Annotated in this window: 13 protein-coding genes; 5 read left to right on the forward strand and 8 right to left on the reverse strand. The window is 63.4% G+C overall.

Annotated features, from left to right (window positions below):
• The first annotated feature begins 31 nt into the window (after positions 1-31).
• Entirely contained in the window at positions 32-2,089 is a 2,058-nt protein-coding gene (locus Q1V57_RS14285) for a hypothetical protein (RefSeq protein WP_300532206.1), read from the forward strand.
• A gap of 9 nt (positions 2,090-2,098) precedes the next feature.
• Here the strand turns inward: Q1V57_RS14285 and Q1V57_RS14290 are convergent, their stop codons facing one another.
• Genes Q1V57_RS14290 through Q1V57_RS14310 form a run of 5 tightly spaced genes read right to left on the reverse strand, consistent with a single transcriptional unit; the run spans position 2,099 to position 6,777 of the window.
• Entirely contained in the window at positions 2,099-2,719 is a 621-nt protein-coding gene (locus Q1V57_RS14290) for an ABC-type transport auxiliary lipoprotein family protein (RefSeq protein ID WP_300532207.1), read from the reverse strand.
• Entirely contained in the window at positions 2,716-3,666 is a 951-nt protein-coding gene (locus Q1V57_RS14295; RefSeq protein ID WP_300532209.1) for an MlaD family protein, read from the reverse strand. The genes Q1V57_RS14290 and Q1V57_RS14295 overlap by 4 nt, the downstream gene beginning before the upstream one ends.
• Before the next feature lie 3 nt (positions 3,667-3,669).
• Positions 3,670-4,443 carry an ABC transporter ATP-binding protein gene (locus Q1V57_RS14300; RefSeq protein ID WP_300532211.1) on the reverse strand — a complete coding sequence of 258 codons (774 nt, stop codon included), beginning with the start codon at positions 4,441-4,443 and terminating at the stop codon, positions 3,670-3,672.
• Positions 4,440-5,555 (reverse strand): MlaE family lipid ABC transporter permease subunit, encoded by a 1,116-nt coding sequence (locus Q1V57_RS14305; protein WP_300532225.1) that lies wholly within the window; start codon positions 5,553-5,555, stop codon positions 4,440-4,442. Before Q1V57_RS14305 ends, Q1V57_RS14300 begins: the two co-directional genes overlap by 4 nt.
• A 49-nt stretch (positions 5,556-5,604) precedes the next feature.
• Positions 5,605-6,777, reverse strand: coding sequence for an MFS transporter (locus Q1V57_RS14310; RefSeq protein WP_300532213.1), 1,173 nt, complete (start codon positions 6,775-6,777; stop codon positions 5,605-5,607).
• Between the two features lie 118 nt (positions 6,778-6,895).
• Between Q1V57_RS14310 and Q1V57_RS14315 the strand changes: the two genes are divergently transcribed.
• From Q1V57_RS14315 to Q1V57_RS14325, 3 genes are read left to right on the forward strand one after another with little or no spacing between them, the layout of a single operon-like run.
• Positions 6,896-8,194 carry a glycosyltransferase family 4 protein gene (locus Q1V57_RS14315; protein ID WP_300532214.1) on the forward strand — a complete coding sequence of 433 codons (1,299 nt, stop codon included), beginning with the start codon at positions 6,896-6,898 and terminating at the stop codon, positions 8,192-8,194.
• Positions 8,191-8,913, forward strand: coding sequence for a methyltransferase domain-containing protein (locus Q1V57_RS14320; RefSeq protein WP_300532216.1), 723 nt, complete (start codon positions 8,191-8,193; stop codon positions 8,911-8,913). Before Q1V57_RS14315 ends, Q1V57_RS14320 begins: the two co-directional genes overlap by 4 nt.
• Positions 8,914-10,011 (forward strand): hypothetical protein, encoded by a 1,098-nt coding sequence (locus Q1V57_RS14325; RefSeq protein WP_300532217.1) that lies wholly within the window; start codon positions 8,914-8,916, stop codon positions 10,009-10,011.
• Here the strand turns inward: Q1V57_RS14325 and Q1V57_RS14330 are convergent.
• Together Q1V57_RS14330 and Q1V57_RS14335 are read right to left on the reverse strand one after the other, a co-directional pair.
• Positions 9,968-10,573 (reverse strand): class I SAM-dependent methyltransferase, encoded by a 606-nt coding sequence (locus Q1V57_RS14330; protein WP_300532218.1) that lies wholly within the window; start codon positions 10,571-10,573, stop codon positions 9,968-9,970. The two genes, Q1V57_RS14325 and Q1V57_RS14330, sit on opposite strands and share 44 nt — an antisense overlap.
• Positions 10,573-11,244, reverse strand: a complete 672-nt coding sequence (locus tag Q1V57_RS14335; RefSeq protein WP_300532220.1) for a hypothetical protein — start codon at positions 11,242-11,244, stop codon at positions 10,573-10,575. The genes Q1V57_RS14330 and Q1V57_RS14335 overlap by 1 nt, the downstream gene beginning before the upstream one ends.
• Positions 11,245-11,357: 113 nt before the next feature.
• Between Q1V57_RS14335 and pip the strand changes: the two genes are divergently transcribed.
• Positions 11,358-12,323: a prolyl aminopeptidase gene (pip, locus tag Q1V57_RS14340; RefSeq protein ID WP_300532222.1), complete on the forward strand. Its 966-nt coding sequence runs from the start codon at positions 11,358-11,360 to the stop codon at positions 12,321-12,323.
• Here pip and Q1V57_RS14345 read toward each other — a convergent pair.
• Positions 12,320-13,684 (reverse strand): sodium-dependent transporter, encoded by a 1,365-nt coding sequence (locus Q1V57_RS14345; RefSeq protein WP_300532224.1) that lies wholly within the window; start codon positions 13,682-13,684, stop codon positions 12,320-12,322. The two genes, pip and Q1V57_RS14345, sit on opposite strands and share 4 nt — an antisense overlap.
• Between the last annotated feature and the right edge of the window lie 121 nt (positions 13,685-13,805).

Below are 13,805 nucleotides of genomic sequence, written 5' to 3' on the forward strand. Positions count from 1 at the left end.
GGGCAGACCAAGCACTGTATCGAGCATCAAAATGACCGAGAATCTGCAAGAGAATTCAAGCGTTTTGGCTGAAATCGACCTGATCGCGGAGAGCCGCGAAGCCCCCCTTACAGCGGCGCCGCGCAGCCAGATGACGTCCGAATCGGGCGCCCCCGATACCGGCCCGGCCGCGCGTCGGCAATCCGACCGGTCCGGCGCGTGGCTGGTTTGGACCGGAAATATTTTCGCCTTGTTGTGGATTGGTGCGGCCGGCGCCTTCCTCGTCGGCTATCTCGGCATCAATTCCCTGGAAAGCCTGACCCGGTTCGGCTTCGGCCAGCTCACCGGCCTGGCTGTTTTCGCCCTGACGCCGGCACTGCTGTTTGCGATGTGCGGCCTGCTGGCACGGGAAATTGTCCGCAATGCCCGTAATACTGACCGGGTCGAAGCCGCGATCAGCCGCCTGGCGCAACCGGCAGCCCATGCCGGGCAACAGATCAGAACGCTGGCCGACGCCGTATCCGGTGAAGTCGAGCGCATTAATGACAGCATGGACAGCGCCCTGGCCCGGCTTGCCGCGATGGAAGAGGTGATCAATCACCATGCGGAAACCCTGGAGCAGTCCGCCGGTGACGCCCATGAACGCACCGAGACGCTGTTGTCCGGACTGCGCAAGGAACGGCTGCGGCTCGGCGAAGTGTCCGAAAGCCTTGATGACAAGGCTGCCCTGATTGCCGCGGCGATCTCCGATCAATCAAAAATGGTCGCAGCGGCAGCGGAACTGGCTGCGAGCCAGGCCAATGATACCGAAAAGCGGCTTCTGGCCACGGTCGATACGCTCAACGATGCCAGTGCCTCCATGGCCGAGCGCGGCCAGGTGGTTTCGGCCCGCATCACCGACCGTATCGAGCACCTGCGAGACCTGTCTGACGAGCTGAAAACGCGCGCTGACGGGCTCGACACGGCCTATGACACGCACAAGGCCAAGCTCGGTGAAACCGGCGAAGCCCTGCGCAAGGAACAGGAGAAGATCGCCGCTGCGCTCGACTTCCATCGCGCCGAGCTCGACGTCATGGTCACCGCAGCGCGCGATGGTGCCGAGGCACTCAGCGCCGCGACCACCGATGGGGCCAGCGCCTTCAAGGATGCCGTCGATGATGCCCTGACGCGGTCGCGGGAACTGGCCGGCCATGTCCGTCGGGAAACCGATCATGCGGCGCGCGAACATGAATCCGCCCTGGCCCGGCTCGTCGCCGCAGCCCAGGAAGCCAAAACCATGTCCGATGTCGCCATCGCCGCCGTGGAAGAACAGGCGGAGCGCGTAGCCGACAAGGTACAACAGACCAATGAAGCGGCCTTCGAGGCCGCCCAACGGTCTGACCAGGCCTTCGAACAGCGCATTGCGGAAGCAGAAAAGCTCACCTCCAAGGCGGCCCAGGCGGCTGATGATGCTGCTGAGTCGGTGCGCCGTCGGCTGGAAGCCGTTTTGGCCTCGGCACGGGCGGAAACCCAGACCGTGGAGCGCCAGATCGATTCCATGACCGAGCGCCTTGGCGAAATGCCGGAGCTCGCCCGCACCCGCGCCCAGGAGGCCGCCGATGCGCTGCGCCGCGGGCTTGAAGGGCTCAATGCCGCCGCCCTGGCTGCGGCTGAGGAGGCGCAGGAGATTGATGCGGCCTTCCAGGCCCGTATACGCCAGAATTACGAGCTGCTGAGCGACTTCATGCTGCGCATGGGTTCTGTCGCCGGTGGCCGCCGTGTGCCGGATCTCGGGCTCAATGAAGTCCCGTCACCGCTGCCGCGCCGCAATCGCGCGCCGGAAGACCTGGCTGGCGACGCCGCACCCGCGGTCCGCGCTCAGGCCGAGACCCCAAGCCGCGATGAAATGAACACCGGTCTGACCGGCGTATCCGATGAAGATCGTGGCGGAGCTGAAACGCGTGTCGGCTTCCCCGAGCGAGATGCTCCCAAGCCGGCGGCCGCCGCTTCCGGACCGGTTACCGGTCGTCGCAGCGAGCCGGGCTGGCGCTGGAAGGATCTGCTGTCATCCATGCCGGAAGACCGCGACAACAATCCGCGCGCGGCGAATGCCGACGACAAGGGTGAATAAGCGGGCGAACTAGCCGGTATTGTCAGCGGTCCAGCGAGCCAGCTCGTTGACCGCCTGCGTGGAAGCCGCGTTGAATGCGTCGATGATGGCGCCAGCTCGGTTTTCTCGCGCCCGCACTTCCGCCGAGAACACCTGGGACCCGACGAATTCACGACCGCTCTCGCGGATCAGACGGGCCGCAATGCGCACGCGCACGACCGGCGCAGAATTCTCGCCCTGGTCATAAGCGGCCTCGAACTCGCGCAGATCAAGACGCAGTTCATACTCACCGCGAACCGCATCAGCGGGCCGGACCGGGTCAATACCGGTATCGTCAGAATGGAAGGTGTCGATGACCAGATTCTGCACCAGGCTCGGTGCCGGCGAAATCCAGCGTGCGCCGGCCATATAGGCCAGATGCTGTTCGCTGACCTGGATCGCGATCTCGTCGCCATTCAAGCCGGCCGGTGCCATCGGGCGCTCGATCTCGATAATGACGCGGTCGCTCGCCCCATTGCTCTGGCGCGGCTCCGGGCTGGACAGCCGATAAACGGCGACCGGCTCGGTTTCCGGCAAGAGGGAGACACAGCCCGTCAGGGCCAGGGCGCTGAGCCCGGCAAGCGCCAGGCCTTTGATCGTCGATACGGTCATTGCGGAACCTCCACCTGTTCGCGCGGCGTGCCGGCGATGAACTGACCCGGATTGTTTTCAATTTCGCTGGCGATACGTTCCAGCGCCTCGGTCAGGCGCTGCAGATTAGCTGCCGAGCGGGTGATATTTTCGAGCCCGTTATCGGCGAAATTCTCCACCGCAGGCGTTACCGAGCGAACCAGGTAATCGGTATCAACCGCCGCCTGATTAACCGCCATGGCGGCCAGTGTCGTCTCATTGACCGCCGGCGTGAGATCATCGATGAGGAAATTCTCTGCCGAGACGGAGAATTGCTGCAGCGACTGGGCCGCCACAGAGATATCCGATGCCGCAGTATCGATGCGCTGGATGGCGTCCCGAGCATCGGCGATCAAGGCATCTTCCTCGCTCAGACGGTCGGTGATCTCGCGCAGATTGGTCAGCGTTTGCGAGACTTCCTCGATATTGTCTTCATTGAGCAGTTCGGACAGGCGGAAGAGCGCGATCTGCGCCGCATCCAGCACGTCTTCCGAGCCTTCCACCAGGCCTTCCAGCTGCGCGCGCCGGGCAAAGATGCGCGGCGGCGGGCGATTGGCCGGGCTTTGCAAGCGCTGCGCGTCAGGCGAACCACCGGAGATAAGGATATAGGACAGACCGGTCAGGCCCTGCGGTTCCAGCTGGGCGAAACTGTCGATCCGGACCGGGGTTTGCGCCAGCACCTGGACGCGGGCGACCACACGGCTTTGCTCGTCCAGCCCCAGCTCGGTCACCTCGCCGACCTGGATACCATTGAATCGCACCTCAGCGCTTTCGCGCAGACCACGGACCGGGCCGTCGAAAACGATGTCATACATGGCGTATTCCTCGTCAAAGGAGACTTTCGCCATCCAAAGCGAGAAGAACACACCGGCGACCACAAGGATCACGGTGAACAGCCCCACCAGGGCGTGGTGCGCTTTCGTTTCCATCGTCTAGCTCTCTTTCCCCGCCAGCGCTGCGCGACCGCGCGGACCATGGAAATACTCCTGGATCCAGGGATGCGGATTGCGCAACAGGGCCTCGATCGGTGCAACCGCGGCCACGCGTTTGTCTGCCAGAACCGCGACGCGGTCGCAAATGGCATGAAGACTGTCGAGATCGTGGGTGATCATCAAAACCGTCAGGCCCAGGGCCTGGGATAATTCAAGAATAAGGCTATCAAAAGCCGCCGCCCCGATCGGGTCGAGACCGGCTGTCGGCTCGTCCAGGAAGAGGATTTCCGGGTCGAGCGCCAGGGCGCGCGCCAGGGCCACGCGCTTGCGCATACCGCCGGAGAGTTCCGACGGGTAGCGGTCGCCGACATCAGGTGCCAAACCGGACAGGCCGATCTTCATGCCCGCAATCTCTTCCATCAGGGCGGGCGGCATATCGATATGTTCACGCAGCGGCGCCATGACGTTCTCGAGCACGGTGAGCGAGGTGAACAGGGCGCCGTTTTGGAACAACACCCCCCAGCGCGAATTGACCTTGAGACGCTCGAGCGCGGTCATTTGCGAAAAACGTCGGCCATTGAACAGGATATCGCCGCCATCGGGCTCCTTGAGGCCGAGAATGCTGTTGAGCAGCACGGTCTTGCCGGTACCCGAGCCGCCGACCAGGCCCATGATCTCACCGCGCCGGATATCCAGGTCGAGATTTTCGTGCACGACATGACGGCCGAATGCAGTGCGCAGGCCACGCACGGAGATCAGGATATCGTCGCTCATATCCCCAGCTCCAGATACATCATGGCGAACATCGCCTCGAGCACGATAACAGCGAAGATCGACTGCACGACCGAAGCGGTCACGCGGCGGCCGAGCGATTCCACATCACCGGACACCATCATGCCCTGGCGGCAGCCGATAATAGCGACCACAAGGCCGAAGACGGGAGCCTTGGACATGCCGACAAGGAAATGATCCCAGGGCAATTCCTGATGGAAGCGGGCGATAAACAGGGTTGGCGAGATGTCCTGCGCACTCCAGGCGACAATCATGCCGCCGAAAATGCCGGCAATCATGGCTCCGAAGGTCAGCAAGGGGGCCATGAGGACACAGGCGATGACCCGCGGCAGGACCAGGGCTTCGAACGGGTCGAGGCCCAGCACGCGCATGGCATCGATCTCCTGCTGCATCTTCATCGACCCGATCTGCGCCGTGAAGGCCGAATCCGATCGGCCCGCGAGCATGATGGCGGTAATCAGAACGCCGAATTCACGCAGGACAGCGATGCCGACCAGTTCCACGGTGAAGACAGAAAAACCGAGCGTCTGCAGCAGGTTGGCGCCCATATAAGCAACCACTGCGCCGATAAAAAAGGACAGGACGGCGATGATCGGCATGGCGTTGACGCCGACCTCTTCCATCGCCCAGATCGTTGGTGTGAGGCGCAGTCGCTGCGGGTTCGCGAGCGTGCGGAACCCGGTCATGATGGTTTTGCCGAGAAAGGCGAACGTATCGAGCGCCTCGCGCAAAACCGCCTCGATTCCGGCGCCGATCCGGGCCAAGGCCGGACCGAAACCGTAGCCCGCCTCGTCCTCTGCCGGACAGATTGTGGTGCGCGCGCGGACTTCTTCGATCAGGCGACGGGCGGTCGGGTGTTCACCGATGAAATGGAAATCACCATCGGGCTCGGAACAGCGTCGGGTGACGCGGCCGATAATATAGGCCCCGGCCGTATCGATCAGGCCCAGATCACTCAGGTCAATGACGATATCGCCAGGAGCCACGCTCTCCTCGACATCGCGCAGGGTTGCGTCCATGCGCCCGACGGTTTCAACCGTCCAGTCGCCATGCAGCTCGACAATGGTTTTGGCGCCGTCGGCACGCAAAACCACTCCCGCCGCGGTGACAGAAGATGCAGGCTTTCCCCTCATAAGGCTGACCCTACTCGATTTTTTCTGCAGGCGTTAGTGGCGAAACACGCCAAAGTGCAATCGCTGCAACCAGGCCCAGCGCCGCTGGCACGATCATGATAGCGAACCCGCCCACGCCTATGCGGGCAAAGAAGTATCCGGACACCGCAGAGGCAACCGCCATGACCACGCCGCCGGACAGGGCTGAATTGATCGCCTGTGCCGTGGCGGCATAGCGGTCAGGCACTGATTGCACCGCATAACGCAAAAAGCCGATATAGGTCGCCGCGAAGGTCAAGGCGTGCAGCAGCTGCAGGGCGAACAGGGCCCAGAGCGGCGGCGCCAGCGCCGTCAGCCCCCAGCGCAGGATCGACGCCGCTGCGCCGACGCCGAGCAGCATGGCGGGCGATAACCGCCCCAGCAAGCCGCGCCCGGAGAGCCACAAAAACCCGATCTCGATGGCGACACCGGTCGACCAGAGCGCCCCGATCAGCACCTCATTATGTCCCTGGGCTGTCCAGGCGACGGCCGAGAACGCGTAGTAGAAGCCATGCGCGCCCTGCACCAGGGCCGAGGCCGCCAGGGCCAGGCCGAACGGCCCGTAGATCAAACGGCCGATCCGCACCCAGTCCGCCCCGCCGGCACTGGCGGGGTCTTCCTGTTCACCGGCCGGCAGGAAGGCTGCGGCCAGGGTGATCAAGGCGGTGCCGAATATCATCCAGTAAAGAACGCTTTCGCTGCCGGCCGCGTTGATCATGGCACCGGCGACAAAATTGGAGACGATGAACAGGGCCGATCCGACGGCGCGCACAGGGCCGAAGGCGAACCCGTCCTTGCTGGCCGCGCGCATGGCAAAGGCATCGATCAGCGGTATCTGGCCGAACAGCACCGCGCCGGAAAAGAAGGACAATAACGCCAAGACAGGCGCGCCCCATTGCGGCGTGTGCAGGGCAAAAACCAGCAGGGAGAGGATGGCGAAGGCAAGGATCGGGCTACGCCGGCGACGCGCCTGATCCGCCCAGCGCGCGCCCAGCGGAGAGACCAGTGTGCGTCCAGCCAGTCCGGCTGCCACGATCAGCCCAATCGACTCCGCCGACAGTTCGCGCCCTTCCAGCCATTTCGGGAAATACGGCAGGAAGGCCCCGAAGGTCAGATAGAAAGCCCCGTAATAGGCCGCAAATCGAACCGGAGCTGCGGTGGACATTCTGGGCCTTTCCAGATCGGTACGCCTGCACAGATTGCGGTTTGAGCACAGTCTTGGCGCTTGGCGAACAGTGTTCACTTCGTTAGTTTCCGCCCACCTATCTTGGCGGGACCAGCCCATGGACCGAAATCCTCTGCTTTCTGCAAGCCCCAATGACACGCGGCTGCCGGAAACCCTGCGGCCACTGCGCGTGCTGGTCACCGGTTATCGTTCGCATCCCCATGTTGGCGGCCAGGGCGTTTACATTCGCGAGCTGGTCACAGCGCTGCTGGAGCTGGGCCATCAGGTCACGGTGGCTTCGGGCCCGCCCTATCCGGAATTGCCTGAGGGTGTTGAGCTGATCGAACTGCCCTCGCTCGACCTGTTTGCCGAAGACAATGCCTTCCTGGCGCTGCGCCCGAGGCACTTGGCCTCCTGGGCCGATCTGTCGGAATGGCTGTCGCACAATTCCGGTGCCTTCGGTGAGCTCTACGCCTTCTCGCGCCGGCTTGAACGCTTCTTGCGCAGCGAGGCTCATCGCTTTGACGTGATCCATGACAACCAGACCTTGGCAACGCCCTTCTTGCGCATCGACAAGCACTTGCCGGTTATCACCACCCTGCATCACCCGATCGCCATCGACCGCGAATTCGCAGTCGCGGCCGGACAGAAATGGTGGAAACGCGCCTTGACGCGGCGCTGGTATCATTTCGTCGGCATGCAGGCAAAGAGCTCCCGTGCCCTGCCCCGCTTGCTTGCGGTTTCCGGCGCGGCACGCGACAGCCATGTTGAGCACTACGGTGTCGCGCCGGACCGGGTGCGCGTCGCCTTCAACGGGCTCGATCACGGGATTTTCTACCCGGACAAGTCGGTTGAGCGCGAAACCGGCCTCATCGTCACCACCGCCAGCGCCGATGCGCCGATCAAGGGCCTCGATGTTCTGATCGAAGCGCTGGCCCGGATCGCGCCGGATCATCCGCAAGCGCGCCTGCACATCGTTGGCAAGCTGCGTGACGGGCCTGCCAAGCGCGCGCTGGAAACCCTGGGGCTCAGCGACCGGGTAACCTCGTCTTCCGGCCTGACCCGGGAGGATATCGCCCAGCTTTACCGGCGCGCCCATATCGTGGCCTGTCCGGCCCGCTTTGAAGGCTTCGGCTTCCCCGCGGCCGAGGCCATGGCCTGCGGCGCAGCCGTTGCCGCTAGCGATGGCGGCGCCCTGCCGGAAGTCGTGGGTGAAACAGGCCTGGTGTCTGCTGTCGGCGATGCTGATGCCATGGCGGACAACCTGGCGCAATTGCTTGCCGACCCGGCCAAGGCCCGCGCCATGGGCGAAGCGGCGAGCCAGCGCGCGGTTGAAGCCTTCCAGTGGCGCGGCCATGCCCTCGCAGCGAGCCGTCTTTATGCTGAAGCCCTGGCCGAACGAGGACAGACATCATGATGGTCACCATCCGTATCGAGGATCTCGACCTTGAACCCGGAATGCGCGTGCTGGACCTGGGCTGCGGCCGTGGCCGTCACATGCATGCGCTGTACTGGAATGATGTACCGGTGGAAGTGGTCGGGCTCGACCTCTCCCAGGAGGAAGTGAAGGTCGCCTGGGACGGATTTTTCGAGTTACCGCCGCCTCCATCAACGTCAGAACAGCGCGGCGCCTATGCCACAGCCGGTGATGCCGGTCGCCTGCCCTTTGGCGACAACAGTTTCGACCGGGTGATTTGTTCCGAAGTCCTCGAACACGTGCCCGATCCGGACAAGGTGCTCGAGGAGATTTCCCGCATTCTCAAGCCGGGCGGACTGTTCGCGGCCTCTGTACCGCGCTACTGGCCCGAGGCGATCTGCTGGGCCTTGTCGGAGGGCTATCAGAACACGCCGGGCGGCCATGTCCGCATTTTCCGCTCCAAGGCGCTCAAGAGCGCTGTTGAGAGCCAGGGCTTTGCCCGCTTTGCCCGGCATTGGGCGCATGGCCTGCACAGCCCCTATTGGTGGCTGCAATGCGCCCTGTGGGACAATCGCGAGACCTCCGGCCTGGTGCGGACCTATCGCAAATTCCTCGAATGGGACCTGCTGCAGCGCCCGTGGCTGACGCGGGCGATGGAATGGCTCCTGAACCCGGTGATGGGCAAGTCCGTTGTCATGTACTTCCGCAAGAGCGCCTAGATGAGCGATCTGGTCGACATCCGGGGCTGTGCCGACTGGATCGAGCAGCTGCAACGCCCCGACGGCTCTATTCCCTGGGTCGAGGCGGGGATCTGGGACGCGTGGAATCATGGCGAGAGCGCCATGGCCCTGGCGATTGCCGGTCGCCGGGAGACCACGCTGAAGGCCCTCGATGCTTTCAATCAGCGCCAGGAGACCGATGGCGGCTTTACCGGCGACCTCGGCGCTTCGGTTCCGCTCGACGACGCCAATCGCCGTCTGGTCCCCGGGACACCGGACACCGCTCGCGATACCAATTTCACCGGCTATGTCGCCGTCACCGTGCTGCGCAGCCTGCTGGCGCTGAACGCGCTGGACCAATTGCCGCGCTACTGGCCGATGCTGTCGCGGGCGATGGATTTCGTCCTCGCTCACCAGGGCGAGCATGGCGATATCGTATGGCGCGCTCGCGAACCCCATGAGGAGCTGTCCGAAATCGACAGCCTGCGGGCCGGCAATGCCAGCCTCTACAAGGCCCTGGAATGCGCGCTCATTGCCGCCATGGCGATGGGCGAGCGCCGCGATGACTGGCTCAGCGCCCGTCAGGCGATCGGCGCTGTCCTGCGTGAAAATGATGCCCGTTTCGATCGGTTTGGGACCGACCGGCGGCGATATGCCATGGACTGGTATTATCCGGTCCTCGCTGGCGTGCTCTCGCCTGAAACCGGGCGGGCGCGGCTCTATGCCCGCTGGAGCGAGTTCGTCTCCCCCGGCATGGGCTGCCGGTGCGTTCATGACGAACCCTGGGTGACCGCCGCGGAGACCGCGGAACTTGTCCTCGCCTGCCTGGCTGCAGAAAAGCCCGATCAGGCGCGGACCCTGCTGGCCAATCTCTCACCGCTGGCCGCGGATGAAGGCGGCTACTGGATGGGCTGGCAATATGAAGAACACGTGCTCTGGCCCTATGAGCGCCCGTCCTGGACCGCCGGTGCACTGGTGCTGGCAGCGGACGCGCTCGATGCGCTCACGCCGGGCTCAAGCTTGCTGACCCGGGTTCATGTCGCGGAATTGCCGGCTAAGCCAGGCGGCGAAGGACTTCCAGCGTCCCTACGCGTTTGACCGGCTCGAACAGCTCGGACGCCACCGCCAGCTTCCAGATTTCATAAGGCGGACGACCGCCATCTTCCGGATTGGGGAAGACGTCATGGATGGCGAGTATCCCGCCCGGCACCACACGCCCGGCCCAGCCGCGATAATCGGCCAGCGCGGCCTGCATGGAATGGCCGCCATCGATGAACACCATGCCCATCGGCGTAGTCCAGTGACGCGCAATGATCGCTGAGCGGCCGACAACGGGGATCACACAGTCTTCCAGCTCTCCCTTGAACAGGGTCTCACGCAGGGCCGGAAGGGTCTCGACCGCACCGAGCGCGGCATTGAACAGATCGGGATCGTGATATTCTTCACCGGGCTGGTGTTCTTCCGAACCGCGATGGTGATCGAGCGTATAAAGCACCGTTCCGGCATCACGCGCTGCCGGCCCGAGATAAAGCGCCGACTTGCCGCAATAGCTGCCGATTTCCAGCACCGGTCCCAGCTGTCCCGCTTCGCGCACCAGGGATGCAAGCGCCTCACCTTCCTTGGGATCAAGGAAGCCTTTGACCTGGTCGGGATGAAGCATCAGCTCGCCGTAGCGCGCAGATAGTGACGCAGATTGGCCAACTCATCGGCCCGGTCACGCAGCCGTTCGGCATGCGAGGCGAGCTGGGCACGCTGCATGTGGACATGATCCAGGCTCTCGGTATCGAGCCGAGGAGCGACAGCGGCGATCGCAGCGTCGAAGGTTTCCAGCGCCTGGCGTGAATGCGCCACGGCGCGTTCGACATGTTCTAGGTCCCGCGTCAGTGAGGAACGCGAAATCTGTTGCTCGGTGGTCGCCAGCATATGGGCGGCGATATCGACCTCGCGCACCAGCGCGTCAGCCTGTTCAAGATCCATACGCAGGAGTTCAACCGCGGCGGCATTGTCCAGCGAGCCAAGATCGGTCATGGCGAGATAGGGCAGCTGGTCATCGCGTTCGATGATCGGCTCGTCTTCGTCAGCCTGCCCGGTCAGGCGGGCCATCCAGCCACGCGCCGAAGCCGCCATACTATTGGCCGGGCGGATCCAGCCGCGGTCCTCAAACACCGATTGTAGCCGGTCGACGGCGCGGCGGAGTGCAGATTGCTGGTCAATTTCTGGAGCTGTGGAACCGGGAAGAGCTGAGCTGGCGACGGATATGGGAGCACTGGCACAACCAGTCGCTACCAGGCAGGCGCAGGCCATAACCGTTACACCGAGGAACTTGCCCATCGCAGTTTCGTCCCAATACTAGAAGACACCCCAATACCTAAAGACGATACCGGGTCGTATCGCGATAGGCTATGGTTTATTCGGTTTAAGACTCACTAACAGCAGATCAGCAAATGGACGCAGCCTATCTGAGACGATTGCTCTACCCGCCAGTCCGGGCTTTCCGGACTCAGCGGCTTGATGTCGGCGATGGTCACAATCTGCACATTGAGGAATGCGGCCGGCATGACGGCCTGCCGGTCGTGACGCTGCATGGTGGTCCCGGCGGCGGCATCTCACCCGCCCTGCGCCGCTTCTTCGACCCCGAACGCTACCGGGTCATCCTGTTTGATCAGCGCGGCTGTGGCCGGTCCACGCCGCATGCCAGCCTGCGCGCCAATACGACCCAGGACTTGATCGACGATATCGAGCGCATCCGCGAACTCATGGGCGTCGACAAGTGGATCGTCTTCGGTGGGTCCTGGGGGGCCACACTGGCGCTCGCCTACGCCCAGCAGCACCCGGAGCGCTGCCTCGGCCTCGTTCTGCGGGGTATTTTCACCTGTTCCCAGATCGAGCTCGACTGGTTCTACAAACAGGGCGCCAACATGTTGTTCCCGGACGCCTGGGACCGGCTGGTCAATCCGCTCGCCAATACCGAGCGCGACGACATTGTCCGCGCTTATTATGAGCGCCTGACCGAGCCTGATGTGGTCCGCCGCCGCCCGGACGCGCTGGCCTGGGCGCGCTGGGAAAGCGCGCTGATCTCGCTAGCCGGGGACCCCAGCGCTCCGCTGGCTGATCCGATCCGCGCCGATGCCCTCGCCCGCCTGGAGACGCATTACTTCCAGCACAAGGGCTTCTTTGACTATGACGGCCAGATTCTCGATCAGACCGAGCGGTTGAAGGATATCCCGGGTGTTATCGTTCAGGGCCGATATGACGTCGTCACGCCCCCCCGAACAGCATGGAGCCTCGCCCGGTCTTGGCCGAAAGCGAGGCTCCAATTGATCGGCGATGCCGGCCATGCGGCCGGTGAGCCGGGCGTGGTGGACGCGCTGGTGCGCGCCACCGACGCTTTTGCAGATCAGCTCGGCTAGCCGAGGCCGAGCATGCCGTTGAGCGCGCCACCGTTGAAGCGGGCATCCAGGCCGAGCACCAGCACGAGACCGACGACGAACGGGATGACGTAACGCATCATGAAGTGGAAGAAGCCAAACATGCGGTTGGACGCATGGCTGAGCTCTTCGCGCAAGATGGCTTTCGGCAGAACCCAACCGGTGAAGACGGCGATCAGGAAACCACCGAAGGGCAGCAGGATCTCACCCGACAGGATGTCGACGAAACCGCCGGCGAACTGCGAGGAATAGACGGCGCCCGCACCGATCATGAAGGCAAAACCGCCTAGCAGACCAGCGATCTGCGGCCGTCCAAAGTTTGAATGCTCGTCGAAGAAGGCCACCGTGGCCTCCAGCAGCGAGATTGACGAGGTCAGCGCGGCGATGAAGGCCAGGAAGAAGAAGGCCCCGCCAATGATATTGCCAGCCGGAATGGAGGCGAACAGAGCCGGCAGGGTGTCGAAGATCAGGCTCATGCCCGCTGCCGGGTCAACACCGGCTGAGAACACGATCGGGAAGATCATGAAACCGGCAACCAGGGCGACGACCGTGTCGGCACCGGAAATCACCACGGCGCTCTCGCCGATATTGGTGTCCTTCGTCAGGTAGGAGCCGTAGGTGATCATGATCGCCGAGGCGACACCAACCGAGAAGAAGGCTTGGCCCAGGGCAGACACGAACGTCCCGCCATCAACGACGGAGAAGTCCGGCGTGAACAGATAGGTGAAGGCCTGTGCGGTAGACCCGTCAGAGAAACCGCGCACAACAGCGAAAATGGTCAATGCCGCGAGCATGACGAAGAAGAGCGGCATGAGGATGGTGACCACACGTTCGATACCGCCCTTGAGGCCGCGCGACACGATCCAAATGGTCAGGGCCATGAAGAGCGCGTGCCAGAACAGCTGAACGCCTTCACCCTGGTAGTACATATTGGCGCCCGCTTCAGAGGCGAAACCGCCTGCGAAACCCGCTGCCGACATCGCCATCACCTGGCCGGCGATCACGGAATAGGTCGTCAGCACCAGGAAACCACCGGCCATACAAACCCAGCCCACGAAGGACCATTTTCCGGACTTCTTGGCTTCAACGGCGAGCGTGCGCGTCGAGGTCACAGCGGACTTCTGCGCCCGGCGGCCGATCGTGAACTCGGCCATGAGGACCGGGAATGCGATCAGCGCCACACAGGCGATATAGATCAGGACGAAGGCCGACCCGCCGTTTTCACCCGTCTGGAACGGGAAACGCCAGAGATTGCCGAGACCAACCGCGGAACCAACCGCGGCCATGATGAATGCAAAGCGCGAGGACCAATGCGCGTGTGAAGCTGCAGGCGTAGCCGCCATATTACTCTCCCCTCGGACGGCACCCCAACATCGCCGTCCCTTGTGACTAATCGCCGCGCACACTTCCCCATGCGTCATGCCCGGTCAAGCTTGACAGAGCAGAGGAATGGCTCAGCCGAAC

Origin of the sequence: Maricaulis sp. (genome assembly GCF_030149425.1) — a bacterium.
GTDB lineage: Bacteria > Pseudomonadota > Alphaproteobacteria > Caulobacterales > Maricaulaceae > Maricaulis.